At 70.2% G+C, this 25670-nt stretch carries 25 protein-coding genes; 4 read left to right on the top strand and 21 right to left on the bottom strand.

Going from position 1 to position 25670, the window contains the following annotated elements; genetic code table 11:
• Positions 1-32 precede the first annotated feature (32 nt).
• The 12 genes from VHU88_12675 to VHU88_12620 form a co-directional block, all read right to left on the bottom strand.
• Complete coding sequence (locus VHU88_12675; protein ID HEX3612533.1) at positions 33-2396, bottom strand: S53 family peptidase; 2364 nt, start codon at positions 2394-2396, stop codon at positions 33-35.
• An 89-nt stretch (positions 2397-2485) separates the two neighbouring features.
• Positions 2486-3322 carry a metal ABC transporter permease gene (locus tag VHU88_12670; protein HEX3612532.1) on the bottom strand — a complete coding sequence of 279 codons (837 nt, stop codon included), beginning with the start codon at positions 3320-3322 and terminating at the stop codon, positions 2486-2488.
• The gene (locus VHU88_12665; protein ID HEX3612531.1) at positions 3319-4185 is read right to left on the bottom strand and encodes a metal ABC transporter permease; all 867 of its coding nucleotides are present in this window, start codon (positions 4183-4185) and stop codon (positions 3319-3321) included. The genes VHU88_12670 and VHU88_12665 overlap by 4 nt, the downstream gene beginning before the upstream one ends.
• Positions 4175-5056: an ATP-binding cassette domain-containing protein gene (locus tag VHU88_12660; GenBank protein ID HEX3612530.1), complete on the bottom strand. Its 882-nt coding sequence runs from the start codon at positions 5054-5056 to the stop codon at positions 4175-4177. The genes VHU88_12665 and VHU88_12660 overlap by 11 nt, the downstream gene beginning before the upstream one ends.
• Positions 5057-5059: 3 nt before the next feature.
• Positions 5060-6067: a zinc ABC transporter substrate-binding protein gene (locus tag VHU88_12655; protein ID HEX3612529.1), complete on the bottom strand. Its 1008-nt coding sequence runs from the start codon at positions 6065-6067 to the stop codon at positions 5060-5062.
• 188 nt (positions 6068-6255) lie between these two features.
• Complete coding sequence (locus tag VHU88_12650; GenBank protein HEX3612528.1) at positions 6256-6951, bottom strand: isoamylase early set domain-containing protein; 696 nt, start codon at positions 6949-6951, stop codon at positions 6256-6258.
• A 486-nt stretch (positions 6952-7437) separates the two neighbouring features.
• The gene (locus VHU88_12645) at positions 7438-8751 is read right to left on the bottom strand and encodes a hypothetical protein (protein HEX3612527.1); all 1314 of its coding nucleotides are present in this window, start codon (positions 8749-8751) and stop codon (positions 7438-7440) included.
• Between the two features lie 307 nt (positions 8752-9058).
• Entirely contained in the window at positions 9059-9538 is a 480-nt protein-coding gene (locus VHU88_12640; GenBank protein HEX3612526.1) for a DUF4265 domain-containing protein, read from the bottom strand.
• Between the two features lie 190 nt (positions 9539-9728).
• The gene (locus VHU88_12635) at positions 9729-10166 is read right to left on the bottom strand and encodes a cupredoxin domain-containing protein (GenBank protein ID HEX3612525.1); all 438 of its coding nucleotides are present in this window, start codon (positions 10164-10166) and stop codon (positions 9729-9731) included.
• A 164-nt stretch (positions 10167-10330) separates the two neighbouring features.
• Positions 10331-11164, bottom strand: coding sequence for a hypothetical protein (locus VHU88_12630; protein ID HEX3612524.1), 834 nt, complete (start codon positions 11162-11164; stop codon positions 10331-10333).
• 73 nt (positions 11165-11237) lie between these two features.
• Complete coding sequence (locus tag VHU88_12625; GenBank protein HEX3612523.1) at positions 11238-12398, bottom strand: multicopper oxidase domain-containing protein; 1161 nt, start codon at positions 12396-12398, stop codon at positions 11238-11240.
• 134 nt (positions 12399-12532) lie between these two features.
• Positions 12533-14881, bottom strand: coding sequence for a copper oxidase (locus VHU88_12620; protein ID HEX3612522.1), 2349 nt, complete (start codon positions 14879-14881; stop codon positions 12533-12535).
• Positions 14882-15492: 611 nt separating this feature from the next.
• On the opposite strand from VHU88_12620, the gene VHU88_12615 reads away from it, so the two are divergent.
• Entirely contained in the window at positions 15493-15963 is a 471-nt protein-coding gene (locus VHU88_12615) for an MmpS family transport accessory protein (GenBank protein ID HEX3612521.1), read from the top strand.
• 111 nt (positions 15964-16074) lie between these two features.
• Here the strand turns inward: VHU88_12615 and VHU88_12610 are convergent, their stop codons facing one another.
• The 7 genes from VHU88_12610 to VHU88_12580 form a co-directional block, all read right to left on the bottom strand.
• Positions 16075-16623, bottom strand: a complete 549-nt coding sequence (locus tag VHU88_12610) for a plastocyanin/azurin family copper-binding protein (GenBank protein HEX3612520.1) — start codon at positions 16621-16623, stop codon at positions 16075-16077.
• A 283-nt stretch (positions 16624-16906) separates the two neighbouring features.
• On the bottom strand, positions 16907-18874 hold the full coding sequence (locus VHU88_12605) for an ABC transporter transmembrane domain-containing protein (GenBank protein ID HEX3612519.1): 1968 nt from the start codon (positions 18872-18874) through the stop codon (positions 16907-16909).
• Positions 18875-19154: 280 nt separating this feature from the next.
• Complete coding sequence (locus VHU88_12600) at positions 19155-19286, bottom strand: hypothetical protein (protein HEX3612518.1); 132 nt, start codon at positions 19284-19286, stop codon at positions 19155-19157.
• A gap of 210 nt (positions 19287-19496) precedes the next feature.
• Positions 19497-19916 carry a VOC family protein gene (locus tag VHU88_12595; protein HEX3612517.1) on the bottom strand — a complete coding sequence of 140 codons (420 nt, stop codon included), beginning with the start codon at positions 19914-19916 and terminating at the stop codon, positions 19497-19499.
• A 69-nt stretch (positions 19917-19985) separates the two neighbouring features.
• Positions 19986-20522: a DinB family protein gene (locus tag VHU88_12590; GenBank protein HEX3612516.1), complete on the bottom strand. Its 537-nt coding sequence runs from the start codon at positions 20520-20522 to the stop codon at positions 19986-19988.
• Between the two features lie 74 nt (positions 20523-20596).
• Positions 20597-21346, bottom strand: coding sequence for a DsbA family protein (locus tag VHU88_12585; GenBank protein ID HEX3612515.1), 750 nt, complete (start codon positions 21344-21346; stop codon positions 20597-20599).
• A gap of 91 nt (positions 21347-21437) precedes the next feature.
• Positions 21438-21626: a hypothetical protein gene (locus tag VHU88_12580; protein HEX3612514.1), complete on the bottom strand. Its 189-nt coding sequence runs from the start codon at positions 21624-21626 to the stop codon at positions 21438-21440.
• Between the two features lie 491 nt (positions 21627-22117).
• On the opposite strand from VHU88_12580, the gene VHU88_12575 reads away from it, so the two are divergent.
• Positions 22118-22519, top strand: coding sequence for a hypothetical protein (locus VHU88_12575; GenBank protein HEX3612513.1), 402 nt, complete (start codon positions 22118-22120; stop codon positions 22517-22519).
• A gap of 3 nt (positions 22520-22522) precedes the next feature.
• Here the strand turns inward: VHU88_12575 and VHU88_12570 are convergent, their stop codons facing one another.
• Complete coding sequence (locus VHU88_12570; GenBank protein HEX3612512.1) at positions 22523-23377, bottom strand: class I SAM-dependent methyltransferase; 855 nt, start codon at positions 23375-23377, stop codon at positions 22523-22525.
• Between the two features lie 184 nt (positions 23378-23561).
• Between VHU88_12570 and VHU88_12565 the strand changes: the two genes are divergently transcribed.
• Entirely contained in the window at positions 23562-24086 is a 525-nt protein-coding gene (locus tag VHU88_12565) for a hypothetical protein (GenBank protein ID HEX3612511.1), read from the top strand.
• Between the two features lie 165 nt (positions 24087-24251).
• A complete protein-coding gene (locus VHU88_12560; protein ID HEX3612510.1) occupies positions 24252-24803 on the top strand; it encodes a hypothetical protein in 552 nt (183 codons plus the stop codon).
• An 18-nt stretch (positions 24804-24821) separates the two neighbouring features.
• Here VHU88_12560 and VHU88_12555 read toward each other — a convergent pair whose 3' ends face one another.
• A complete protein-coding gene (locus tag VHU88_12555) occupies positions 24822-25604 on the bottom strand; it encodes a crotonase/enoyl-CoA hydratase family protein (protein ID HEX3612509.1) in 783 nt (260 codons plus the stop codon).
• Positions 25605-25670 lie beyond the last annotated feature (66 nt).

Raw genomic sequence — 25670 nt, 5'->3', positions numbered from 1 at the left:
AGGCCCGCGGCCGGTCGACCAAATCGTTGTGGTCAGCGCTTGCAGCGCTGGCCCACCGTGTAGTCGTACTGCGGCCCGGCCACGTCCCCGACGCCGCCGTCGCTGCCCGCAAGGGCGACCGGCTCGCTCAGCCGGGCGCCGGGCGGCGGGGACCCGATCGCGCTCAGCGGGATCGTCATGATCAGCGAGTGGTCCTCCCACTTGGCGGAGAACACGGTGCGGGTGTCCTTGGCGGCGCCGGTTGGCACCGGGTCGTCGCTGGGCGTGATCGAGCGGACCGAGCCCACTGGCTGGCCGCCCGGGCCGGTGTCGGTGTCCGCCGCCCAGGTCTTGCCGTCGTAGACCCAGTGCACGTTGATCGTGGTCAGCGAGGCCCCCAGCGGCGGCTGCGGGCTCAGCGCCGGCCCGGACACGGTGATCACCAGCGACTTGCCGTCGGGGCTCGACGTCATGGTCGCCGAGGTGATGTCGAGCGAGGTCCCGGGGTCGCCGAGGGCGGAGACCCCCACGTTGCCGACCGGGGAGGTGCCGAACGGCAGGCACGCGATCTTGTTGCCCGCCACGGCGCCGGTCGGCGGGTCGGGGACTCGCGCCGGGCCGGCCGGGTGGACCGGCGTGGTCCGCCCGCCGAGGTCCCGCGCCAGGTGGGCGATGTCGAGCACGCCGTATCCGCTGGTGTAGTCCCAGCCCGGCCCGGGCACGTTCAGCCCGTTGCCGACGAGCTCACCCTTGGTGATGTCGAAGAGGTCGCTGGCCCGCTGCTCGGCGGTCAGCCGGTACAGCACCGGCGCGACCGGTCCCAGCCGGTTGCGCACCGCGGCGGCCACCCGGGCCCAGGACCCCATCGCCAGCGGGCTGGCCAGGCTGGTGCCGCTGGCCATCGAGGGCGCGTCGTAGCCGATGATCTTCAGGCCTTGCAGGTTGTTGCCGGACATCGCGGCGATGTCCGGGACGCCGCGGCAGGTCGTTCCGGGGGTCATCGCGACGCCGTCGGCGCCCATCAGCAGGCACGGCCGGTTCACGGCGGACTCCGTGGCCTGCCAGCTCGGCCGGGCGATGAACAGCGCCGACCCGCCGCCGCCGAAGGCCCAGGCCTCCTCGGACTTCCGGGCCCCGTCCTTCGCCAGGGCGACCACCGTCCCGCCCACCGCGGTCACGTACGGGCTGGCCGCCGGGTACAGCTGGGCCGGGTAAACCTGGTTGGCCACGCCGTTGCCGCCGCCGACCACCGGCAGCGAGACCGGGGTGCAGGAGCTACCGGTGTCGCCGGACGCGGCGAACACGGTCCGCCCCTCCGCGAACGCCTGCCGCAGCGACTTCTCGATGGCGTCCTGGATCTCGTTGCCCAGCGCCACCCCGGCGCCGCCCTTGGAGATCTGCCCGGACAGCGGGCTGGCCTCGCAGCCGCCGAAGCTGGCGTTCATGTAGTCCGGCCCGGTCGGGTCGTCGGCCCAGTAGGCGAACTCGGCGATGATGTCGCCGTCCGCCAACGACTTCGCGGTGTAGAGGTCGAGCTCGGACACCTGCGGTGCCATCCCGGTCGCCGACTGGGTATCGAGCTCCCACTCGTCGGCGCCGTCGTTGGCGCCGAACTGGTCGACCGGGCCGGGCTGGGCACGCACCACCCGGACCGGGACGCGGGGCAGCTTCTCGCGGTCCTCGAAGACCCGCAGGCTGCCGGTGATCGGGTCGGTGTTGCCGGCCATGAAGACGCCGATGCGCACGCCCTGGCCCTCGTCGCCCGCCGGGGCGTCGTAGGCGGCCCAGAGCTGGTGGACGTCGATGTTCCCGGCGAACAGGCCAACCTGCGGTCGCACCGCGGACGTGCGCGGCGGGTGCACCGGGGCGAACCGGTGCCAGGTGTTCAGGCCGATCACCGCGCGGACCGGTCCGGGCACCAGCGGTGCGACATCGTTGGCCAGGAACGTGCGGCCGGCGGCCTGGTACTGGCTCAGGTGCACCGAGAGCAGCCGCTGGACGGCCCCGACCGTTCCACTGACCGACATCCGGTCTCCGGTGCCGGAGACCCGGTCGACGTGCAACCCGCCGGCCCGCAGCCAGTCGGTGACGGTCGCGCGCTCGGTCGCCGGGATCGCGAACCGGGTCGCGTACTCGGCCGGGGTCAGGAACTTGCGGTAGACCGGCGAGGCCGGGTCGACGAGGGCGGCGGTCAGTGCCTCCTCCTGGGCGACCCACGGGTCGGTGAGTGAGAGCTGGAGGTTCATCCGGTGCTCGCCCGGCGCGGGCCCGAGCAGCGAACCCGGGATTGCGAGGACGTCGCTGGTGCGGTGCAGGCCGACGTCGGCGCGCGCGTGGGGTGTGGAGACCACCGTGCCCGCCGCGAGTAGGCCGAGGGCGAGAACGCCCGCTGAGGCCCGTGGGCCGATCCTGGACAACAGACCTCCGAAGCGACGAGTCCCAACCAGTGAGCCGCCCCCCGGTCGGCGTCCGTCCGTCCGGATTCGACCCGATTCTCCCGCGTACGTCACGTGTGCGCAGCCGAACGGGTGGACCGGTGACGGTGGATCAACGCGGCCGCGTTGGCGGCTGTCGCCACCGCCGTGATCGCGAAGCTCGGTGGTAGCCGGGGGAATTGATAGGCCAGCACGAGCCCGGCCCAGACAGCGCCGACCGCGAGCGCGACCGACAGCGCCAGACCCCGGAACGGTCGGGCGGTCAGCGCCAGCGCCGCCCCGGCGGGGGCCGCGATCAGGGCCAGCAGCAGCAGCGCACCGACGGCCTGGGTGGCCTCGGCCGCGGCCAGTCCGACCAACGCCAGGAACGCCGCGGAGATCGTCCGCACGGGTACCCCACGGGCGGCGGCGACGGCCGGGTCGAGGGTCGCGAACAGCAGTGGACGGCCCATCGCGACCACCGCTACGAGGACCGCGATCCCGATCAGCGCGGCGACCTGGGCGGCCTGGGCGGACAACCCGAGGATCGAGCCGAACAGCACCGCGGTGGTCGCCGAGCCGTTGCCGGTGCCCGATCCGTGCGTCGTGTAGCGGGTCAGGAAGAACACGCCGAGCCCGAGCAGCCACACGTAGACGCTGCCGATGACGACGTCGTCGGCGTTGCCGCGGCGGCCGAGACCGGCGATCAGCAGCGCGACCGCCACCGTCGCCACGAACAGGCCCACCCGCAGATCGACGCCGAAAGCCAGCGCCGCCGCGGCCCCGGTGAACGCGACGTGCGAGAGCGCGTCGGCGGTGAACACCTGGGCCCGCAGCACCAGGAAGTACCCGACCGCGCCGCCCGCCGCCGCGATCCCGCTACCCGCCAGCAGCGCCCGCACCTCGAATGCGTGCCGGAAAAGACTCATGCGCGCACCGTCCGTGCCAGCGTCGAGCCGGCCCAGGCCAGTACCCAGGTCGCGAAGGCGAACGTCGAGACGAAGAACCCGATCGGATAGGGGGAGAAGTACGCCGCACCGAGCCCGAACCAGACCACCAACTCGGCCAGCCCGACCGACAGCGCCAGCCCCAGCAGGGGCCGGGCGGTGACCAGTTGGGCCGTCGCGGCCGGCGTCACCAGCAACGCGAAGACCAGCAACGAACCGGTCGTCTGCGACACCTGCGCCACCACGGCGCCGAGCACGAGCAGGAACGCCACCCCCAGCGCCCGCACCGGAACCCCGCGCGCGGCCGCGACCGCCGGGTCCACCGAGGCGAACAACAACGGTCGACCGATCGCGACCAGCGCAACCGTCGCGACCACCGCGACGAGGGCGACCGTGTGCACGTCGCGGTCGGTCACCCCGAGGAAAGTGCCGAACAGCAAGGCGTTCACGCCGTTGAGGAAGCCGTGATACTGCGAGGCGAACAACATGCCGCAGGCCAGGACGAACGCCTGCACCACGCCGGTCAGCGAGGAGTCGCGGGCCGGACCGGCCGAGCCGGGCGCGGCCAGTGCGGCCAGCACCAGTGCGGCGCCGATGCACCCGCCGTAGTAACCCCACTCGGCGCCGGCCCCGAGCAGCACCGCGCCGGCCGCGCCGGGGAACCCGGCGACCGCGACGGTGTGCGCGGCGAAGGCCTGCCGGCGCAGCACGAGGAACCAGCCTGCAATTCCGGCGACCACCGCGATGATGCTGCCTGCCCGGTAGGCGTTGACCATCGAGGGCAGCGACCAGATCTGCCGCAGATCGGTGACCAGGTTCCAGGTCAGGTGCGGGTCAGTGGACACGCCCGCCCTCGACGTACCCGGACTCGTCGTGCACGTGCGATCCGCCGACGACGACCAGCCGGCCGTCCGAGGTCCGCAGCACCTCGACCGGGGTGTCGAAGACCCGGGACAGCGTCGGGCCGGTGATGACGTCCTCCGGTCGCCCGCTTGCCGCCGCGTCGTGGCCCAGGTATACGACCTGGTCCAGGAACGGCAGGATCGGGTTCACGTCGTGCGCGACCATCAGCACCGCCACGCCCTGGCTGTGGCACACCGACGCGATCAGCGCGGCGATCGCCGCCTGGTTGGGCAGGTCGAGGGAGTCCAGCGGCTCGTCGAGCAGCAGCAGTCGGGGCCGGCGCACCAGGGCCTGGGCGATCAACAGTCGCTGCTGCTCCCCGCCGGAGCACTCCCCGACCGGGCGGGACGCGTAGGCGGAGGCCCCGACCAGTTCGATCGCCTCGGCCACTCGGGCCCCGGCCGCGCGCCGCCGCCCGTCCGGGCCGCCGCCGGGCAGCGGCACGCCCCACCGGTGGCCGTCGAGGCCCAGGCGCACGACGTCGATACCCCGGATGCGTACTGAGGAGTCGAAGCTGCGCCGCTGCGGCAGGTAGCCCACCGCGGCACCGCCGATTCCGGGTCGCTCGCCGAGCACCTCGAGCCGGCCGGCCGCGTACGGGTGCCGACCGAGCAGCATCCGCAGCAGCGTCGACTTGCCTGCGCCGTTGCGGCCGAGGATCGCCACGAACTCACCGGCCCGCACGCTCAGGTTGAGCCCGCTCCACAGGGACCGGCCGCCGACGGTCGCCGCGAGGTTGTCGAGCTCGACGACCGGACCGCCCGCCGCCACCGCGCCGGGCGCTGCCATGGGATGAACCGAGGCCCCGGTCATGCCCTAGCTCCCCGTCGCCTGCGCGAGAGCTGCCTCGAGTTGCGACAACTCGCTCACCATCCAGTCCTGGAACGTTGCGTCCGCCGGTTGCGGCGTCTCGGTGATCACGCAGACGGGGACGCCGACGGCCTTGGCCTCGGTCACCTGCGTGCTGACGTCCGGCGTCGCGTTCTGCGAGTTGTAGAGGTAGACCTTGATCTGCCGGTTCTTGATCTGGTCGTCGATCGTCGACTTGTCGGCCGCGGTCGGGTCGGTGCCTTCGCTGATCGCGGTGAGGAACGTCGCCGGGGTGAGCAGATTCAGGTCCAGCGAGTCGGCCAGCGGGGTGGCGATCGACTCGGAGGCGCCGATCGGGGTGCCCCGGTACTTGTCGCGGATGCGCGACTCCAACTCGGAGTAGCGGACCAGTGCGTCGGACTCGAAGTCGTGCTTGTTCCTCTCGAACGTCGCGGAATCGGCCGCGTCGAGCCGCAGGTACTCCGCGACGATCGCGTCGACCATCTTCAGCACGCCGTCGTGGGAGTACCACTGGTGCGGGTTGTCGCCGTCCTTCAGACCGAGCACGTCGCCGACGGTGAGCACGTCGCGCCCCGGTTCGGGGTTGGCCGCGACGAGCTTCGGAGCCCACGAAGTGTCGTAACCGATGCCGTTCTGGATGAACAGACGGGCGGCGACGATGCGGCGGGCGTCGGCCGGGGTCGGCTCGTAATCGTGTGGATCGGCGTTCGGGTTGACAACGATGGAGCTGACGGAGACCCGGTCGCCGCCCAGTTGGGCCGCGATCGAGCCCCAGACGTTCTCGGCGGCGACAACCGTCAATCGCGGGGTGGTCGGCGTCGCGGAGACGGCCGCCGACGCCGGCGCCGCCGCGTCGGCCGGGCGCGCGGAGGAACTGGCCGTCGTCGGGCCGGAGGCGTCGTCGGCCGGTGGCGCGGTGGCGCACCCGCCGATCAGAGTCAGACAGGCGGCGCACCGGGCCAGTTGCCCGGCGACCCTGCCCGTGACATGCACAGCGACCCCCGCTGGTGATGAAAACCGTTCCCAACAGACTAATGGAAACGGTTTCCATTGAACAACCGCGAGGCCCGCGTGCCCGGCCCGCGAACACCGCATCTTCTGGCGCGTCGGGCGCCCTTCCCGGCAGGGGAAGGGCGCGCGACACGCCAGAAGACGGGGGATCTGCGGGCGCCGTTGGTGGCTCAGGGGTTCTGCCGGTTGAGCATCGCCCGCGCGCCGTCCAGGCCCGAGCGCAGCTGGAAGCGGGCGGGCGCCGGGCTGTCGGCCCCGCGAGCAGGGCGTGAGTGGGCGCCGCGCCCCTCGGGCCGTTCAGCGGTCGGCGGGGCGCCCGTCGTTGCGTCGAGGGCCGCCAGCAACGTGGTGATGTCCGTGCGGGCGTGGGCCACGAACTCGGCGTCTAGGTCGGCCTGCCGGCGCTGAATCGGGTCGCCGTCGCGCCCGCGCAGCACCGGTTGGCCGGCGGCCAGCACGTCGCAGCCGTGGCGTTCCCACGGGCCGGCGGTGGCGGCCTGGACACGTGCGCGGATCGCGTTGAGGTCGAGGCCCGCGGGGCGGGGGGCGGGTTCGGTGGGGCCGGTCAGGTCGAGGATGCAGTCGGCCTGGCCGACGCCGTTGTCCTGATGGCCGTGGGCGTCGGGCTCGTCGAACCAGTGGCCGCTCTCGGTCACGTACCGGAAGGCGTAGTGACGGCCGGTGTGCAGTTCGACGTTGACCCGCCATCGGCCGTCGTCGCCGGGCGCGAACTCGTGGCGACTCGGGTCCCAACCGTTGAAGTCACCGACCACCGCGATCGCACCTCCGGAGTACTCAGGCGCGGGTTCGATGACGAAGCTGACCACCGCGGTGTCCGACCCAACGCCCTGCCGGTACGAGATCAACTCGCCGTCGCCCCCTGTGCGTCCGGCCCCGGCGGCGCCTGGGCCGGGGTCGACCTACCCGGATTGCGGTGCTCGACTCCTCCCGGGCACGGCGGGCCTGCCGGGCCCGATCTGGTAAGTGGCCGCAACTCGGCGGCGGGCCTTCGTCGGCCGTATTTCCGGTGCGGAAATTCTTCGCGAACAAATGCCGACGGAATGGCTGGGAGTCCGTGTGCCCGATCACATCAGAATGGTGGCGCGGCGATTGTTACTTACGGTTATCGTTGTTGCGGAGCGATGCACAACTCTCGTGGCGCCGGGGAGCGCCACAACATTGGCGTCGCGGTGGTTTCTTCGGTCTGGGGGAGACCATTCGCGCGGCGGGCCGGGCCCGATCCGGGTGCACAGTCGGGCGGCCTGCCGGGGTGGGAGCCGGATCCCGGGACGGTCAGGCTCCCACCCCACCACCTCCTGATCTGACGATGCGTCAGGTTGTCGCGAATCCGGTCAGCCGCTGTGCCGCTCGTACTGGTCGCGGGCGTCGGAGAACCGAACCGGCGCAGGCCGCTGCTGCGAGGCGTAGAGGTCTGCGGCATCCGAGGCGCGCACCGTCGGCGGCGCCGCGGAATTCGCCGGCTCGAAGGCCGGATCCGATGCGGCGGGCGCGATCCCCAAGGCGTTCTCGGCGTCCAACGCCACCGGGTCGACGGTGGACAGCAATGCGCCGAGCGATCCGGAGTGCAGATGACTGATCCGGTTGGTCGGATCGTCGCGGGAGTACCGTGCGGCGCCGCTCTCGAACGTCGCGAGCAGGTTCCGGTGGTGCACCGCGATCCCTTCCGGCATCGAAGGCATCCAGATACAACCGATCGGGCGCGGGTGCCCGCCGGGGCTCTCGCGGCGCACCACGACCAGTTCCCCACGGCCGGTGTTGTTGTCGGTGGAGAAGACGAAGTCGTCCGGCGTGATGACCAGGCCCTGCGCCCGGGCCGGCACTGCCCAGGGGCCTTGCTCCGCGCGCAACCAGCCGTTGTCGTCGAGGCTGTAGCGGTACATCACTCCGTCGGCCGGGTTGCCGTGGTTGCCGGCGTACATCGAATCGCCGTCGGTGGCCATGAAGTCTGTCGCGTGCACCGGTTGGCGCGGGCCGTCGCCGCGCAGATACGGCTGCGACCCGTAGGCCGCCGCCTGCAGCATCGTGTTCCGGAGTTCCGCGACGCGGTACCGGCGCACGGTCGGCGAGCCGGGATGCGGCCACGGGTTGTCGCCGGTGAACAACCAGTCGCCGAGGAAAGCCAGACCGCCGAGGTGCGACTCCTCGACCGCGACCGTCGCGACCACCCGGCTCGCGTCCGGATCGATGCCGACGAGGTAGGACGGCGAACCGGCTCGGTACATGCCCAGCAGCAGCAAATCGTGGCCGGCGCCGTCCCAGTCCGGCCAGTCCACCAACGACTGCGGGATGAACGAACTCAGGTTCGGCACCAACGTGTTCGGGCTGAACAGCCGGTCGTACAGGCCCGAGACCGACGGCCCTTGATAGGCCGCGGTGCCGCCGCGCGGTTGTGCGCCGTCGCAGTGCGGGCCGCCGGTTGCCGGTGGGGTGTGTCGGGCCGCGGGCGACAGCGAGTCCGGCGGTGCGATCGCGTCGATCACCGGATGGGCCGGACCGAGCGCACCCGGCAGTCGGCCCGGCCCGTGGGGGGCCTGCGGCCGGGCGGCGGCGTGCAGCATCCCCAGTGGGTTCAGTCCGGCGCCCGGGGCGAGTGCCCCGACCACCAGGGCGCCCACGAAGGTGAGCGCCGAAGTCCTGGCCCGCAAGTTCCGCCCGCCGTCGTGAGTGGTCCTCGACGCCGACCGGCGCCGGCGTTGATGCTGGCAGCCGAAAGTGACCCCCTCCAGGGCCGGCGGGCGAATTCGTTCCGCGGATTACCGAAAAATCGCCACCTGAATCCGTCCGATTGCTCCGGCATTGCCGGGAATGCCCGATTCGCCGGTCGGCGAATTAATTGCCCGATGACCAATATTGCGAATGCGGCACGAGAATTGTTGCGGCACCGCGCAAATGTCCATTGATGCACCAGAAATCGTCCAATACACTTCCGGACGGGGAACACCATGGTGCGGCTCAGGCGCAGGCGTCCTCGTGATGGAGCTGACCGAGCCGCTCGCGCTGGGCGAGGTGGTGGGCGATCAGCTCGGCGTGAGCGGCGTCCTCCGCGTCCACGGCGAGCACGCTGCGCGCGAACCATTCGGTGACCGCGCCGAGTCCGGTCAGCTCCCACTGGATTTCCTCGCGCAGGTGCGGGCAGCGGTCGAACCAGACCCGGAACACCCGACGTCCGCCGCGGTGCGCGACGCAGTCGAGCAGGTGGCGGTCGGCACCGCATGCCGTGGCGACGACGACGTCGCCCAGCGCCACGTTGCGGACGAAGAACGGGATCGCGCAGACCTCGAACAGATTGGTCCGCAGGTGTCGGACCGGGAGTTCCTCCCAGAGAGCCGGAAACCCGGTCGCGGGGAGCTCGGCCAGCACCGTGAGGTCGGCCCGGTCGCGCCAGGCGGGCGCGAGGTGCGCGACCCAGCTGAGGCCGGCGCGGCGCGTCATGCGCGACAGGTCCGGGTGTCGCGGGCCGGTCGGGCAGCGAGCTGGCAGGTGTGGCGCATTCGGCCATCCGGTTCGGGGCCCGGTCTTTCCGGGTCTGCTCTCATGCTGCGCCGGTTCCGGTCCGCGGTAAAGGGCGAGTTGTTCGGGCCGGTGCGGATCTGACGAGCTCTCAGATCCGCACCGGGTCGATTCAGCTGACGATCAGGGTCAGGTGCGTGGCAGAGTGCTTCGGGTCGACCAGCTTGAACGTGCCGGCCTTGTCCGGCGCGGTGAGTGTCCCGGACCCGTCAGCCTTGATGTTGCCTGTGGAGAGCTTGTTCTTGCTGTCGGCCAGTTCGTGGACGACCTTGTCGGAGTTGGTGATGTTCACCTTCTCCCCAGGGGCGACAGTCAGCTTGCCTGGCGCCACTGCGTTGGACTTGATCGTCAGCTTGGCCGCCGGTGCCGTCGTCGGTGCGGGCGTGGCAGTCGCACTGGTGTCGGACGGTGTGGTGACCGAGCTGCTGTCGTTGGATGCCCCTGCAGCGTTGTCGGACGAGCTGCCGCAGGCCGCCAACCCGAGCGCCAGCGCGGCGGCGAAGGAACCGGCGAGTGCGCCCCGCCGGGCAATGGTCGAGATGCGGTACATGGGTGGTTCCCCTCAGTCAGGAGTCCGTTGTCGGGGGCGAAACGCGAAGGCTGCCCCCGAACAGCGATCCAAACTCGGCAAGGGGCGATCCGGTGGCGTTCGGGCCGATTCCCAGCACCCTCACAGGCCCTGGGCGATTCGTCCCTCGACCGGTTCCCGAATGATCATGAAATTTCCCCGTAGGAGAACCGTTCCACCGGTACGGCGGTGATTACCAACCCGGGCCCGGGGTCGGCCTGCCAAGCGTCGAGCAGATCCGCCCGGTCCGGCGGCCAGCAGCGCACGACCAGGTGGACGTTGCGCTGCACCTGCTGGAGCAGATGCCGACCGAACAGGCGGACCGTGTCGATCTCAACCGGCGTGGTCGGGAGGCGGAAGTGACTGCCCCCGTGGCCGGACTCGGCGACCAGTGCCTGCCACGGTGCGCCGGCGACCGTCGCCGGAACGGAACTCGCCGCCGCTGCCGGAATCTCGTGCCAGCTGAACTGCAGAGTGCGCGATCCCGGCACGATCTGCTGGGGATCCGGCATCCAGGGCCGTCCCGGCTCGGGGGCGACCGCTTCGACCGTGAGCCGCCACCGAGTCAGGCAGTGCTCGATGCAGGCGGCGCCGTACTCGTGGCCGGTCTCGATCCGGATCAGGTCCGCGACGGTCCGCCGCGTCCACAGCTGACCGGTCAGGCCGAGCACGCAGGGATTTGCGGCGTGCATCGCGCTCAGCACCGAGGCCGACTGCCGGGGGGTGAGCTCCGGGACGGGGTTCGCCGGCCGGCCCCGCGGTCGCTCCTTCGCCGGGACCGCACCCGGCTGGTAGGCCCGGACCCAGATGCCCACGGTGCGCCGGGAAACGCTGTACCGGCGCGAAGCCTCCAGCCGGCTCATCCCGCCGCGCACCGCCACGACCACGTCGCGGCGCAGGTCGGCACGGGCCTGTGGGGACAGGCTGCGGGCGTCGGGTGCGCCGAACCGGTGGATCAGCACCTCGAACTGCTCGGTCATGCCGGGGCCTGGCAAGTTCGGTCCAGGCATGACCGTAGCGATGCTCTGTTTGTCGGCTCGCTCGCAAGCTCGCTCACTGGGCGGGCTCTCGCTCCCGGGTCACGTCGCCGGTACCGGGGACGGCCGGTGCGACGGCTTCGTTGGCCGGATAGACGTCGAAGAACGTGACCATCCCCATCATGCCGCGCTTGCTCTCGGAGTGTTGGAAGATGTGGCAGTGGATCATCCACGCGCCGACCCGGGTGGGCACGAAGATCAGGTCGTAGGTCTGGCCCACCCCGAGCACGACAGTGTCGGCCTCGTAGGGCGCCGGTAGCCGGTGCCCGTCCTGCGCGACCACCTGGAAGAACCCGGAGTGCAGGTGGATCGAGTGGATCAGGTCGGGCCCCGCGCCGACCACGCGGATCCGCACCCGGTCGCCGACCCGGGCGGGCATCCGCGTGGTTCCCGGGAACGACTTGCCGTTGATGACGAATCCCAGCGGGCCGTCGGCGAAGATCAACGTGTAGTCGCGGTCGGACGCGATGTCGTCGGCCAGCGGGACGACCTCGAACGCGCCGTAGACGCCGCTGCCCTCCTGGGTGCCGTGCATGTGCGAGTGGTACCAGTGGGTCCCGGCACTGATCGCCGTGTACTCGTAGGTGAACGTGGTGCCCGGGGCGATCTCCTTCTGGGTGATGCCGGGCACGCCGTCCATCGGGTTCGGCAGGTCCATGCCGTGCCAGTGGATCGAGGTCGCCTCGGGCAGGTCGTTCTGCACGATGAAGCGCACCCGCTCACCCTGGTTGACGCGGATGGTCGGGGCAGGGACGCCGCCGTTGATCGCCATCGCCTTGCGGGTGACCCCGGGGGAGACCTGCCAGTCAATCTGACTGACCTTCAGATTGAAGACCTTGACGTTGTTGATCACGCGCCAGGCCGCCAGCTTGGTGCCGTCTCCGAGGTTCTTCACGGTCGAGAAATCCGGACCGATGATCGGGCGCGGGGGCAGTTCGCCGTCTGCCATCGGGTTGGGCGTCGGTGTGGGATCGGCCATCGGGTGGTGCACGACCAGGGCGTGATCCACAATCATGGACGGGTCGGAGCCGAACTGGCCGTGCACGGCCGCGGCGGTGAGGACTACGACTGCGGTGGCGGCGGACAGGCGCCGGCCGCTCCGGGTCGCCGTGGCCCCGACGTGCCGGACCGGCTTGCCGGAGCGAGCGTGTCGGCCGGATCGTCGTGCGTGCGGCATGGAGGTTCCTTCCTGTGCGGGGACAGGGGTGGTGCGGCGGGAGATGTCTGGAAAGGGGCTCCGGGCCGGACCTGAGGGTCCGGCCCGGAGCTGATCTGATGGTTAGTCAGATTTAACCGACTTGGCGGTCGTCCTTACTTGCAGGACTTGGCGAAGGTCAGCGGGTGCCGCTGCTGGCAGGTGAGCTCGCTGTTGATCGCATTGTTCGGGGCGTGCTCGACCCAGCCCTCGTAGGCGATCGGGATCGGGATGACCCCTTGGCCGCCCATGCCGGCGTAGTCGACGACGGTGTCGTCGGTCTTGGTGTCGGAGTCCGCCTGGGTCGGGATCAGACCGACGACCTTGGCGTCGTTCGGGTGACCGGTGTGGTTCGGGTCGATGTCGATGACCCGGATCACGTTGGCGAACTTGCTGGTGACGTAGGCGTAGTAGCCGCCGCCCTTCTTGGCCCCGAAGTTGACTCCGTGGCAACCGGAGTCGCAGGGGAGAGACCCGGTGATCTTGTCGGTCTTCGGGTCGAAGACCGTGATCGTCGAGGTCAGCGTGTTGGCCTGCAGGCCACCGGAGTCGTCCGGCGAAACCGCGATCTGGATCGGCAGGCCGCCCCAGTCACCCTTCGGGCCGGTCAGCGGGTCGTAGTTGTCCCACATGTCCATGCGCTTGTAGTGCTCCATCGTGCCGTCGTCGCCCTTGCACGCCTTGCCGTTCGGCTCCAGCGAGATGCAGGAGATGGTGGCCCCGAGGAAGTCCGCCATGTAGGCCTTGGTGCTGGCCGGGTCCATGCCGGTGGCGATCGGGAACTCGCCGGTCTGGTCGTGTCGGAAGGTGCCCTTCTTGATGTCGACGATCGAGGCGTTGTAGAGGTTGACGTTCGGCGTGGCCATGTACTTGGAGTTGCCGGACATCCAGTGCGCGTGCGGGTGTGCGATCGGCTCGTCCGGGGAACCCACCATCAGACGGCGGGAGACCCCGGTCGCTCCGGGCAGCAGTTCCATGACCGCCCCGCCGCCGCCGAGCGCGACGTGCAGCATGTCGTTGTCCGGCCGGGTCATGACGTGCGTCGGCGAAGGGCCGACGTCGAAACGACGGATCAGTGCGCCGGTGTTCTTGTCGAAGACATCGAGCCAGTGGCTGAACCATTCGGTCTGGTAGATGTACTTCTCGTCCTTGTCGGTCCAGATGTTGTGCGGGTTGTTCATGTCGATGTCGGGCGCGGCGATCTTGCGCTCGATCTTCCAGGTCTCGGCGTTCATCAGCGTGGTTGCGCCGGACTTGTCCTTACCTGCGTACTTCTCCATCTGAGTGTCGAACCAGACCTGACCGACACCCGGCGTCGACGGGCGCAAGTTGGCCGCGGGCAGGGTCTTGGGCAGGTGGAACTTGCTCTTCATGTACGAGTCGAGGTCCGGGATCAGTGCCGGACCGGAGGCGTCGAAGGTCATGATCGGCGCCGGGGCGTACGACGGCGACCACTGGGTCTCGTGATCGGCGCTGTAGTGCTCCCAGTTCTCCGGGTTGGTGATGATGAAGAACTTGTTCACCAACTGGAAGATGATGTCGGCCGAGGAGGGCACGTTCAGCCCCCGGCTCTTGACCTGCAGCTTCGGGCCGAAGTCCACACCGGGCACGAGCGGATCGGTCACGACGACCGCGCCGAGCATGTACGGGTGGACCTTGCAACCGAACGCGTACAGGCCGGGCTTGCTCAGCTGAACCGTGCGGGTGCCCTTCCAGGCACCGGCCTGGTCGAAGGGCATGCCCGGCGCGCCGGCCGGCCAGATCAGCGCCGAGGCGGTGTGGGCCTGGTCGGTCATCGGCATGCCGACGTCGAAGTTCACCGTCACTGGCAAGGTCTGCGGGTAGTCGGCGCGGATCTGCTTGAGCAGTGTGTACATCGGTGCGCCGCTCGGGCTCTGGGCCAGGTGGTAAGGCTGGTCGGCCCGGACGTTCGCCATCTCCTTGGCGAACGCGTGAGTCAACTGGTCGACCTTGGCGTTACGCGGATCGTTGGCCGGCAACAGCTGATGCACGTAGCTGCGGGTACGGCTCAGGTTCAGCAACTTGTCGGGATCGACGCCCAGCTGGCCCAGCGTCTTCCCGCTCGGGTTCAACTTGGACAGCCCGGCGATCGGGTTCATCACCGCTTCGGCTTCCTTGCCAGTAAGGAATCCACCGCCGACGATCCGGCCACTGGTGGTCCGCGCACCCGAGCCGGTTACTTCACCGGGATCGGCCGTAGGCAGTTCGGCCACGGCCAACGACCGTGTGCCTGAGATGGACATCCCGGTGTCGTACCAGGAGCCCTGGGCGTCGCCGAGGTTGAAGGTGGCTGCCCGTGGTCCGAACGCGACCGGGGGGTCGAAGTCGGACGGGAGGGTTTGGTTGGTGTGACCACCGGAGTTGCCGACTGTGGCCGCGACGCCGGCGGTGGCTCCACCGACGACGCTGACGGTCAGCAGGCTGCACGCCGCAGTCAGTACCAATCCGCGGCCAATCCGGTTCCGGCAGATGGCCGGATCACTTCTGTGGCGCTTTCGCAAATCCATGTATTTCCCCGTCTACGCGACCGGGACCGTTCGCCGGGATTCCGGACGAGGGCCGTCGGCGTGGCCGAAGGTGAACTAACGGAAGCGGTCCCGGGGCGTGTTCGATCGACCCCGCAGCTGTCCAGCTAGCGGCGGGTGCGGGGCGACGAGGAAATCTCTACAGATTTTCGACGGTTCATCGATGAGCCGTCACATTTGCCGTGGGGACCGACAACGGCTTAGGTGCCTCACCCCCGCTCCGGGCCCGAATCGGGCCCTTTTGTCCGGTTTCGTCGGTTGGACGATGGGACAGTAGAACCACATGCGATTGCACTAGTTGGTCCTGTAAATTCCGGGTGTGTAAACAGGAACCGATCATGGGCCCAAATGTCGGTGATAACTGACGGCGCGTTGCCAGCTATTTTCAGGATTTCTCAGGAATATCGCGAAAGTGTGGAAACACGGGGTTCACGACTAGGTGACATCGCCGAATCGGGGCGGGGCAACAGTGTGCGTCATCGAACTCGGGGCCGTACTCGGCCCCGTTCATGACTAGGAGTCAACCGCCGATGACGCAGTCGAGAATCGCCAAGCGGAAGCCGGTGGCACCGCTGCGTCGCCCGCGCAGGTTGCGGTATGCCGCGGGCCTGACCGTGGCCGTGGTGGTGGCCGGCACCGCGTTGGCCTGGCACCCCTGGTCGAGCGGGAGCGCCGCAGACACCGTGTACACGACCTCTACGGCGAAGGTGACCTACGAGGTCCTCGGCTCAGGGACCTCCCCGCGCATCGAGTTCGTCAACGGGCCGGACAACGCCACCGACATGGCCAGGCACCAGAAGTTGCCCTGGCAGAAGACTTTGTCCATACCGGTGGGCCTGGCCGGCGCTGTCGCCGACATGACTGCGGCCTACCCCGACTCCGGCCAACCGGTCCGCTGCCGGATCCTGGTCAACGGCAAGGTGGTTCGGGAGACGCTGAGCTCCGACGGATACTCCGACGCCGCCTGTTCGACGGTGGTGCCCGCCGCGAAGAAGCGATGACGCCTCGCTCATCGATGATCTGAGCGCGCACTCTCATACGCGGGGGGCGCACTCTCATACGCGGGAAGGGGGCGGTCACGGATCCCGTGACCGCCCCCTTCCGCTTGCTGGTCAGGAAATCCGGTGGATCCGATGGTGTGCGACCGGCACTCCGGTGACGCCGGGGACGTCTCCCTGCGGCGGCGTCGGGTTGGCCGGCAGCGACGGCGTGACCGGAACCATCGGCGGCGAGGGCGGCACCTTGCCGTTCTTGTCGGCCACATCCACGGTCATGAACATGTCGGGGTGGAACCGGCAGATGATGTCCCACTGCCCGGCGCTGTCGAACTTCCACACGAAAATCTGGCCCGGTTCGATGTCCGGGGAGTTGATGTCGGTCCCGTTGCCCTGCACGACGCTGTGAGTGGTCTCGTCGGATTCCTTGTTCGTCCAGGTCACCGAGTCGCCCTGGTGGATCAGGATCTCGGTCGGGTGGAAGTTGAGGTTCTTCTGGAACACCTGGAGCATCTTCGGGGCGACCTTCGGGACCGGTTTGTCGTCGATCGCCGCGGAGGCCGACGCCTGACCGGTGGCCAGCACGGCCGCGGTCAGTGCGGCGAGCGTGGGAACGGACGGGTGTCCCGACTTGGCACGGTGCCTGCCGGTGCGGGCTGAGCGCATTCGGGAATCTCCTCGCGGAAAACCGTGGGGAGCCGTCGGGCGGAAAGCCGGCTCGCCCCGGGAGTGGTCACAGTTGTTCGACTGGTCGAAATTTACTGCGCGCCGCATTCCACGGTCGATGCCCGGCAATTGCGTGGCCGTCACGTTTTCAACGCCGGGATTATCTACATGTTTCGGGAGGTGCACCGGTGCCGGAATTGTTCCGGGTCCGCCCGCGGGTGGGGGCCTGCACGGACGGACCCGCGACAGCATGGTGCGGATGTGTGCGTGTGAGGAAGGTTTGTCACGGACCGATCTCAGCGGCCGTCCTTGCCATCGTTCGCGAGGCGGTCGAGGTGCTGCGATGCGTGGGCGACGGCGTGGCGGTGGGCGTCGCCCTCGGGGCCGCGGTCGGGGTGTTGGTGGCCGCGACGACCGGCGGCGCGACCGAGGTCGGCGGGGCGACTGTCGGGGCCGCCGGCATCGGGCTCTGCCGCATCGCGGTCAGGCTGGCGACGCCGACCAGGACGAGGCTGCCGACGCCAATCAGGGAGGCCACTCGGCGCGAGCGGGGCAGCACCCGGGTGAAACCGGAAGGCACCGGCTCCGGGACCCGCGGGGTTCGGTCGGCCCGCGGGACCACCACGGCCGGCAGGGCGAGGTCCGCATCGGCCGCAGCGGGGCGCAGAGTGCTGTCCAGGCACACCACCCGGTCGGCAAGGTAGGTCAGCCGCTGGTCGTGGGTGACCATCAGCGTGGTCCGGCCGGCCGCCAGCCGCTGCAGCGCAGGCAGCAGTTCGGTGGTGCCTTCGTGGTCCAGCCCGGTCGTGGGCTCGTCGAGGATCAGCAGCGGGGCATCGCGCAGGAAGGCCCGGGCGATCGCGACCCGCTGCCGCTGTCCGCCGGACAGCAGCCGGCCGCGCTGCCCGACCCGGGTGTCCAGGCCTTCGGGCAGGGACGCGACCAGGTCTCCCAGGCCCGCCGAGCGGGCTGCCGACTCGATCTCGGCGCGGGTCGAACCGTGGCGGGCGTAGCCGATGTTGGCGGCCAGGGTGGCGTCGAACAGCAGGGTTTCCTGGGCCAGCACGGTGATCGAGGCGCGCAACGCGTCCAGGCCGTACTCGCGTAGGTCGGAGGAGTCCAGGGTGATCCGGCCGGCCGTCGGGTCCATGTCGCGGGCAGTCAACTTGCCCACCGTGGACTTGCCGGCGCCGCTCGGACCGGTGAGCGCGACCAGTTCGCCGGGCTCGACGGCCAGCGCGAAGTTGTCCAGCACGGGCCGAGTTCGGCCGCGGTAGGCGAATGTCACGCCCTCGAACACCAACCGGCCGGGGCCTGCCGGAATCAGGGTCCCGGTGTCCGCAACCGGCGCGGCGGTCACGAGCAGTTCCTCGACCCGGGCGGCGGACGCCTGGGCGCCGACGGCCATCAGTGGCAGCCCGGCCAGCGAGTGCAGCGGTGGGTAGAGGTAGCCGAGATAGGCCGAGAAGGCCAGCAGCGCGCCGACAGTGGCCTTGCCGTGGGAGATCTGCCAGGCACCGACGCCGAGCACGCCGATCACCGCGAACATCTCCAACAGGCCGGTGCAGGCTGCGTAGGCCCCGGTCAGGCGAGCTTGCCGCAGGTTGAGCTTCAGGAAGCTGCGCCCCTCGGTGGCCAACCGGGCGGCCTCATCGGAGCCGCGGCCGCTGGAGCGGGTCAGCGCGGTGTTGGCCAGCGTCTCCTCGAGCACGCTCATCATCCGGCTGTGGTTGATCCGCTCGGCCCGGGTGACCGTGCCGACGCGGCGGCTGAACCCGCCGGTGACGGCCCACAGCAGCGGAGCGAGCACCAGCGAGAGCAGGGCGAGGGTGGGGGAGAGCCGGATCGCGGAGACGCTGAACATGACCACCGAGGCGGCCGCGGTGAAGCCCGCGATGACGGCCCCCACGACCAGTGACTCGACCTCCTCGAGATCCTCGCTGAACCGGGTCAGCAGGTCGCCCAGTCGGGCGGAGTCCAGGAAGTCCGGCGCGGCCGCGGCCAGGTGCGAGTGCAGCTTGGTCCGCAGTCGCAGCACGAAGCGCTCGCCGACGAGCGTGGTGAGCATCGAACCGCCCCAGGAGACGATCGTGCTCAACGTGGTGACGCCGGCCCAGGCCGCCGCGGGCCGCCAGAAGGCGTGCAGGCCGCCGTTGTCGGTCAGCACGTGGTCGACCACATAACCGAATAGCAGAATTGCGATCGTGTCCGCGGCGGCTGCGCAGATGAGCAACAGAGTCGCCAGGATCATCCACCGGCGATCACCCCGGGTCAACGCCCAGAATTGCCGGAAAACGGCACGGGTCTCCATGGGCGGCGTGGTCGGATCGGGCAGCCGATGCAATTCGTCGGATGTCTGGTTTGTGAGGTTTTCGGTCGTCCGACTCATCGTCGAACCCCCCTGGCTGCGGTCACGAGGCTGGTGCAGGCAACGCGAAGGCCGGGTACGCACAGGGCGTCCCGGCCTTGTTCACGCCGGGGGCCCGGTTCTCCTGAGGGCGGGGAGAACCGGGCCCGGCAGGGATTTCGACCTAGTTGTCGTGGTGGTGGTGCCGGTGGTGGTGGTGCCGACGGCGCCACCACCAGCTGCGGTTGTTGTCGTCGTCCCAGTCGTTCCGGTGCCGACGGCGTCCGTGCGACCGGACGGGGAAGTGATGACGCATTCCGTTACCCCTTATCGTGACTTCGAAAAGTCGGCGGGGGAGGATTCCCCGTCGGTTCCTTTCGTGACTAGAAGTTAGGAACCATCCCTGTGAATCGGATAAGTGGCCCATGTGCATTAGCCACGCGTGTGGGGTGGGATATACATTTGGATCACGAATTCGGGTAAGTAATTCGTCAAGGAATCGACGTGCACCGAAATAGGACGTGCCCTAGTCCACCGGCGGGGCGTCCGGGTTGGCGGCGACCTCCCAGAGGTGCCCGTCCGGGTCCACGAAGTAGCCCGAGTACACCCCGTAGGGCCGCATGTGGGCCGGCGCGGGCAGGCGGGCACCGGCCACGGCGGCCTGCGCCAGCATCTGGTCCACCTCCTCCGGTGAGAGGGCCGGGATCGCCAGGCTGACCGCCGGCGCCCCGCCCGGCCCGGGCGGCAGGCTCGCGTCGGCCAGCAGGTTGGACCGCTCGTAGAGGCACAGGGCGACGCCGCCGTCGAGCCCGAACATCGCGACCGCGCCGCCGGCACCGGTGACCGGGTCGACGTACTCGTCGCCGACGATCCCCTCGGTGGGCCAGCCCAGGCCGTCGCGGTAGAAGCGGACGGCCGCGGGCAGGTCGTCGACCGCGAGTGTCACGAAAAAGATCCGAGGGCGCACCGGCACAGTCTTCCGGTTCTCGGGCGGTGGTCGAACCTCAGCCCCGGGTCATGCGTGCGCCCCGACCACGAGGTAGCCGTCGAGCTCGCACAGCGCGTCGGAGACCGGCCGCGGCGGCAGAGCGCGGCCGAGGTCCCGGCAGCGGACCTCGGAGATCCACTGGTCGTGCTGGTACTCGTGGTTGATCACCGCGATCAGCAAAGTGGCGCCGATGAGTTGCATCTGCGCCGGCGCGGTGACCGCCCGGGAGGCGATGTTGCCGACCCGGGCATGAACCCGTTCGGCCACGGTCGCCCGGAAGCCGGCCAGCCGCGCCAGGTCCGGTAGTTCGCCGCGGACCGCCTCCGGGGTGGCCGAGTCCATGAGCGGTTCCAGGTCGGCGTCCGGGCTGGGTTCGGCGGCGGTCAGGTTGCGCACCATGAAGTGCGCGACGGTGGCCTGGTGGCCCAGGTGCCACCCGATCGCGCTGGACTGCTCGTGCGGCCGCCAGCAGACCTCGGTGGCGGGCAGGTCGCGCCACAACGAGTCGGTGTAGGCGCGGGCCCGGTCGTACTCCACGAGCAGCGCGGGGATCGTCGGGCTCACCGTGCACCTCGCTGTCGCACTCGGCGGGCGCCGCGTCGGCGCCGTCCGCCGAACCGTAGCCGGACCGGGGTCCGTCACCCGGCGGCGGCCTTTCCGCGGTCCTCCTTGCGACGGCGGCTGCCGCCGTGCCAGTCCTCGACCTTGCCCAGCTCGCCCTCGGCGAAGCCGTACACGGCCAGCTGCGGTTGCTCCCGCAGGCTGCGCTTGAGCTCGGCGAACCCACCGAAGCGGGCCAGCCCGAGCACGTGGTCCCACAGTTCGGCGGACTGCTCGTCGGACGGCATGCGGCTGATGACCGGGCCGAAGAACGCGACCCCGCCGGGCGGGTCGACGTGCAGGATCGGTGTGCCCACGTCGTCGCCGGTCATGGCCCGGGCGGCCTTGGTCTCCGACCGGATCTCGTCGTCCCAGGAGCTGTCGTCGAGGACGTCGAGCAGCGCCTCGGGCAACCTGGCGTCGGCCAACGCCGGGGCGACGTGTTCCCGGCTCCCGATCGCGGGGCGCTGTTCGCCGTCGGCGGCCGGCGGCCGCTCGAAGACGTGTGCCCCGTAGGCGGCCTGGAGACGGTCGACGGCGTCGGTCCCGTACGCGGCCCGGGCTGCCGCGGCCACTCGCAGCATCCGCAGGCCCGCGGTGTGCAAGGCCTGGTACTCCGGCGGGAAGTGCGCCTCGTAGTCGACCGATTCGTTGACGATCCGCAACGAGATCAGCCGCCACTCGACGGTGTAGTCGCGTTGGGCGATCACCTTGCGGACCCACTTGCTGGTCAGCCAGGCGAACGGGCACACGGGGTCGAAGTAAAAGTGCAGGTCTGCATCGGTCACGACAGATCCGTTCCGTCCGGGTTCAACGTCGTCCGGTCAGAACCTCGTGATGTCCGTGCTCATTCCTCCGGCACGCGTGGCGCGCCGCCGATCAGGCCTGATCGGCCTCTACGGACAGGGCAGGGACCAGCCGCAGGTGGCGCCGGGGCAGTTCGCGCGCGGCGGCGTGCGCCGTCTCCTCGGCGCGCAGGCGCGCCGAGAGGGCTCTGGCGGTCGCAGTCGCGCCCGAGGAGAGCGCGGCCGCCAGGTGTGCGCGGTCAGCTTCGGTGCAGTTGGACATTCGACCCGCCCGAGTGTCGAGGTCCGACCGGTGTGACCCGGTCCGCCGCCGGCCGCCACGATGTCCGTGTTCGGCCGCAAAGATGATCTTACGGTTCTGAAGGGCCCGCGGTAGGGGTTCAGGCCAGTGCGGGGCCTTCTCGCCAGCTTCGCCCAGTTTACCGTCCCCAAACCTTAGCTGCGGTGTGTTTCGTGCACATTAATCTTGGTCGTACTCCGGGGCTCGACCTGCGGCTTCGCGCCGATCGGGCGGATTTCAAGATCATCAAGGCGCCGGGGTGGGCCGAACGTCGGGAAAGAAACCATCCTCACGTTGGAACCGAATCATCCCTTCGGCCAGTCGAAGTGCCTGTCCGACGGCGCGTCGACCCTTGCCGGCGGACATGCGAAAGGCGCCCGGGCACCGGCATCGGGGGCCGGGGGCCTCTGTCAGGGAGGCCCGGGCACGGTGCCTGGGCGCTGTTTCTGGCCGCACGACCAACGGGGGATGAAATGACCCATGCCGATGTCTACGACCGATCGTTCACCGCGGGCGACCACGCCGCCGGTCTCGATGAGTGCGCGGACGCGCTGAACTACGCGACCCGGTGGATCCGCAATCCCGGTGAGGTCGACCGGGTGGCCGCGAACCTCTCCTCGACGGTGGCGAAGTTCCCGTTGGCGTTCGGCAGCATCAAGGACTGGCTGCAGGCCGAGTCCGCCGCCGGGCGACTGGTCGACGTGAGCGACCCGGAGACCACACTGGACGCGGTCAGCGCCGCGGGATCCGCGTTGGACGAGGCGATCCTGGCTGCCTGGGAGTTGCACAGTCGGCTGGAGCAGCTGCACGCGCTCGTGGCCGGTCTCGCGGTCGTGGGCCCGACGCTGCCGCCGATGGTCCCCGCGCAGGCCTGAGCGTCACGCCGGCCGCGAATACGCGTGCCAGGTGACAGTCGTCGACCCCAGCGCAGTGGCCGTCAGATCGCCCCATTCCTGTTCGGCCCAGGTACGGACAGCCGCGACCGCACGGTGCAACGTGCTGGGGTCGATGTCCCAGGTCCACGAGTAGCAACCCTCGCCGGTCTGCTCGAGGAACTGCGCCACCGTCCAGCGCCGCGTGTGGGAGAGCATCGGCAGTCGGCGCACGGTGATGCCGCGCCCCGCGCAGTGTTCGTCCAGTTCCGCCAGGTCGCGCAGGCCGACCCGGTCGGCCCCTTCGGCCAGGCCGGCGGCCTCGCTCAGCCTGCGCCGCAGGTCGCTCGCGCGGACGTCGCCTGCCCGTCCGCCCTGGCTGACCAGGAAAGTGCCGCCGGGCCGCAGCACCCGTAGCGCGTCCTCGACGGCCGCGGGCCAGTCCGCGACCAGGTGCAGCACGTGGCAGGCGAGCACGGCGTCGAAGGTGTTTGCCGCGAAGGGCAGGCGGCGCGCGTCGGCAACCGCCACCGGAACGGCTGTGGATTCCTTCGCCAGCAGGCGTTCCAGCATCGGGATCGACAGGTCGATTCCGGTCATGTCGACGCCGACCTGAGCCAACGGCAGCGCGATGCGCCCGGTGCCGACCCCGATCTCCAGGCAGCGCTTGGTGCCGTTGAGTTGCTCGTGAAGCAGGCGGGTCTGTGCTTCCGCCAGTTCCGTGGGTAGCTCTCTGGTGCGGTCGTAGAAGTCCGCGGCGCGGTCGAACGTGACCGAACCACTGCCGGTGTTGCCTTGTCGGACTGCAGCCGACGGCTGTGACGAAAACCCAAGATCACCTGGGCATTTGTCCGAATTCATGCGTGCAGTCTCCCGCTTGTGAGTAGTTCTACAGATCAGGCCGGTAAAGGGTTGCCCCGCGCAATGACGGGGTACCCGTCGTTGACATGGGCGCAGTTCATGAACTGCCGAATGTTCGTGAGCCCCGGGTCCACGTTGTCCCGGCAAGTGTCCTGACGCCACGACGAAGGAGTGAATTTCACTGATGAACCAACGTCGTTTCTCGAAGATTGCCTCCGCCGGCCTGCTGACCGTCGCGCTCGGCGCGAGCGGTGTCGTGCTGGCCGGTTCCGCCGGTGCTGCGACGACTCACGCGAACACCCACGCGAGTGTCGCCACGCACGCCACGCACCCGACCAAGGTGAATAAGAAGAAGAAGGGCAAGAAGTCGAAGAAGGGCGCCGGGGCAGGGACGTCCTCCTCGCCGGCCAACGAGGCCCCGACCACGGGTGGCGCGGGCGCCGCTCCGGGTGGCGCCGCGTCGCCTGGTGGCGGCACCCCGGGCAGCAGTCCGACGGCTCCCGGTGGTAGCTCCGGCGGTTCCTCGGGCAGCAGCCCGACGGCTCCGGGTGGTAGCTCCGGCGGCTCGTCCGGTGGCGGCCAGAGCGGTGGCTCGTCCGGTGGCGGCTCGGCCCCGAGCGGCCCCCTGGGTGGCGCTGCCTCCCCGGGTGGCAGCTCCGGTGGCGGCTCGTCCCCGACCGGTGGCCACCCGCCGGTCGTCCTGGGGTGACTTGATCCCCACGCCCCGACCGGACCGTCGGAGCCACTTGAATCAAGCGCTTCATGCCGGGGCGGCGGACATCTGTCCGCCGCCCCGGTCGCGTGTCCGGGGGCACCCGGCGTGCCCCGCGTGTCGTGAGCCGTACTCCGGAATCAAGGTGGGACGGTTGTTCACGTGGATGCCCCGGCCGAAACAACAGTCCCCGGTACGGAGTCGGCGCAGGCCTGGTTCCCTCGTTCGGTGCTGGCCGGCTACGGCGTGCTGCTGGGCGCCGCGGGCGGGAGCGCCGGGTACCAGACCCAACTCGCCGCCCCGGCCCGCGCGATGGGCGTCTCCGCCCTGGTGCTCGGCGGTGGATGCCTCGTCCTGGCCGCACGTCGGCGGGGCCGGCCGGCCGCACCGGTCATCGACGACGCGGCGGAGCCCGAATCCGCTGCGGCCGAGCCAGAGGTGGCGGACGAAGCTGAGGCGCAGGCCGCCGAACTCGAGACGGCCGAACCGCAGAGCGTGGCCGAAGAGGGCGAATCGCGCACCGCCATCCCGGCGCAGCCGGCGCGCGAGGAGGCGGACGCCGTAGCACCGGCCGAAGTACCGCCCGACTCGTTGCGGCTGGAGCGCCTCGAGGCCGAACTGGCCGACGAGCGCGCCCGGGTCGACCGGGTCACCGCGGAACTCGCCGCGCTGCGGCAGGTCGTGGTGGAGCAGCGCAGCGCCACCAAGTCCTGACGCGACAAGGGTTCTGCACTATCGGAACGATCCGTGCCGTCCGGCGCCCTCGGCGAACCGGGCAGCGCCGTCGCGGCTCTCCCCGCTGCGCAGCACCGCCAGGCCGCCGGCCGCCTCGGCCGCCAGGGCCGCGGCCACGTCCAGCCCGTCCTGCGCATAGGCCGAAGCCCGGTCGGCGAGCATGCAGTTCTGCGGGAACGCGGCGATCGTGCGGGCCAACTCGATTGCCTCCGACAGCGTCGTGCCCGGCACGACAACTCGGTCGGCCAGTCCGATGCGCAGTGCCTCCGCGCTGTCCACCGGCCGGCCGGTGAGGATCAGGTCCATCGCGCGCCCCAGCCCGACCAGGCGCGGCAGTCGGACTGTGCCGCCGTCGATCAGCGGCACACCCCAGCGCCGGCAGAACACCCCGAACACCGCGTCGAAGGCGGCGACCCGCAGGTCGCACCACAGCGCCAGTTCCAGGCCCCCGGCCACGGCGTGCCCCTCGACAGCGGCGATCACCGGCTTGCGCGGGATCGAGCGGGTCGGGCCCATCGGCCCCTCCCGGCCCGGGCCGAGCGTGTCCAGCACCGCGGGGTCGCGTCCGGCCGCGGCGAAGGCCGCGAGGTCGTAACCGGCGCAGAAACAGCCGCCCGCGCCGGTGAGCACCGCTGCGCGGATCGCGTCGTCGGCCCACACCTGCTCGAACGCGGCGCAGAGTTCCACAGCGGTCTGCGGGTCGACCGCGTTGCGGACCTCCGGGCGGTCGATCGTCACGACGGCCACGGGCCCGTCGAGGTACACGCGCACCCGATCCATGACCGCATCATGGCGGTCCGGCGCGGTCCTGACGAGCCGTCAGGCGGCATGCAAGGATCTGGACGA

The sequence above is a fragment of the Sporichthyaceae bacterium genome, from assembly GCA_036269075.1.
Lineage (GTDB): Bacteria > Actinomycetota > Actinomycetes > Sporichthyales > Sporichthyaceae > DASQPJ01.
The sequence above is the reverse complement of the archived record's forward strand: the minus strand, read 5'-3'. Positions and strand labels throughout refer to the sequence as shown.

Coding starts and splice junctions, on each gene's coding strand:
- VHU88_12605 (HEX3612519.1), bottom strand. CDS start 18,874: ATGATCCTGGCGACTCTGTTGCTCATCTGCGCAGCCGCCGCGGACACG.
- VHU88_12565 (HEX3612511.1), top strand. CDS start 23,562: ATGAACCAACGTCGTTTCTCGAAGATTGCCTCCGCCGGCCTGCTGACC.
- VHU88_12610 (HEX3612520.1), bottom strand. CDS start 16,623: ATGCGCTCAGCCCGCACCGGCAGGCACCGTGCCAAGTCGGGACACCCG.
- VHU88_12615 (HEX3612521.1), top strand. CDS start 15,493: ATGACGCAGTCGAGAATCGCCAAGCGGAAGCCGGTGGCACCGCTGCGT.
- VHU88_12555 (HEX3612509.1), bottom strand. CDS start 25,604: ATGGATCGGGTGCGCGTGTACCTCGACGGGCCCGTGGCCGTCGTGACG.
- VHU88_12570 (HEX3612512.1), bottom strand. CDS start 23,377: ATGAATTCGGACAAATGCCCAGGTGATCTTGGGTTTTCGTCACAGCCG.
- VHU88_12640 (HEX3612526.1), bottom strand. CDS start 9,538: ATGACGCGCCGCGCCGGCCTCAGCTGGGTCGCGCACCTCGCGCCCGCC.
- VHU88_12580 (HEX3612514.1), bottom strand. CDS start 21,626: ATGTCCAACTGCACCGAAGCTGACCGCGCACACCTGGCGGCCGCGCTC.
- VHU88_12575 (HEX3612513.1), top strand. CDS start 22,118: ATGACCCATGCCGATGTCTACGACCGATCGTTCACCGCGGGCGACCAC.
- VHU88_12630 (HEX3612524.1), bottom strand. CDS start 11,164: ATGACCGAGCAGTTCGAGGTGCTGATCCACCGGTTCGGCGCACCCGAC.
- VHU88_12670 (HEX3612532.1), bottom strand. CDS start 3,322: ATGAGTCTTTTCCGGCACGCATTCGAGGTGCGGGCGCTGCTGGCGGGT.
- VHU88_12660 (HEX3612530.1), bottom strand. CDS start 5,056: ATGACCGGGGCCTCGGTTCATCCCATGGCAGCGCCCGGCGCGGTGGCG.
- VHU88_12625 (HEX3612523.1), bottom strand. CDS start 12,398: ATGCCGCACGCACGACGATCCGGCCGACACGCTCGCTCCGGCAAGCCG.
- VHU88_12600 (HEX3612518.1), bottom strand. CDS start 19,286: ATGCGTCATCACTTCCCCGTCCGGTCGCACGGACGCCGTCGGCACCGG.
- VHU88_12635 (HEX3612525.1), bottom strand. CDS start 10,166: ATGTACCGCATCTCGACCATTGCCCGGCGGGGCGCACTCGCCGGTTCC.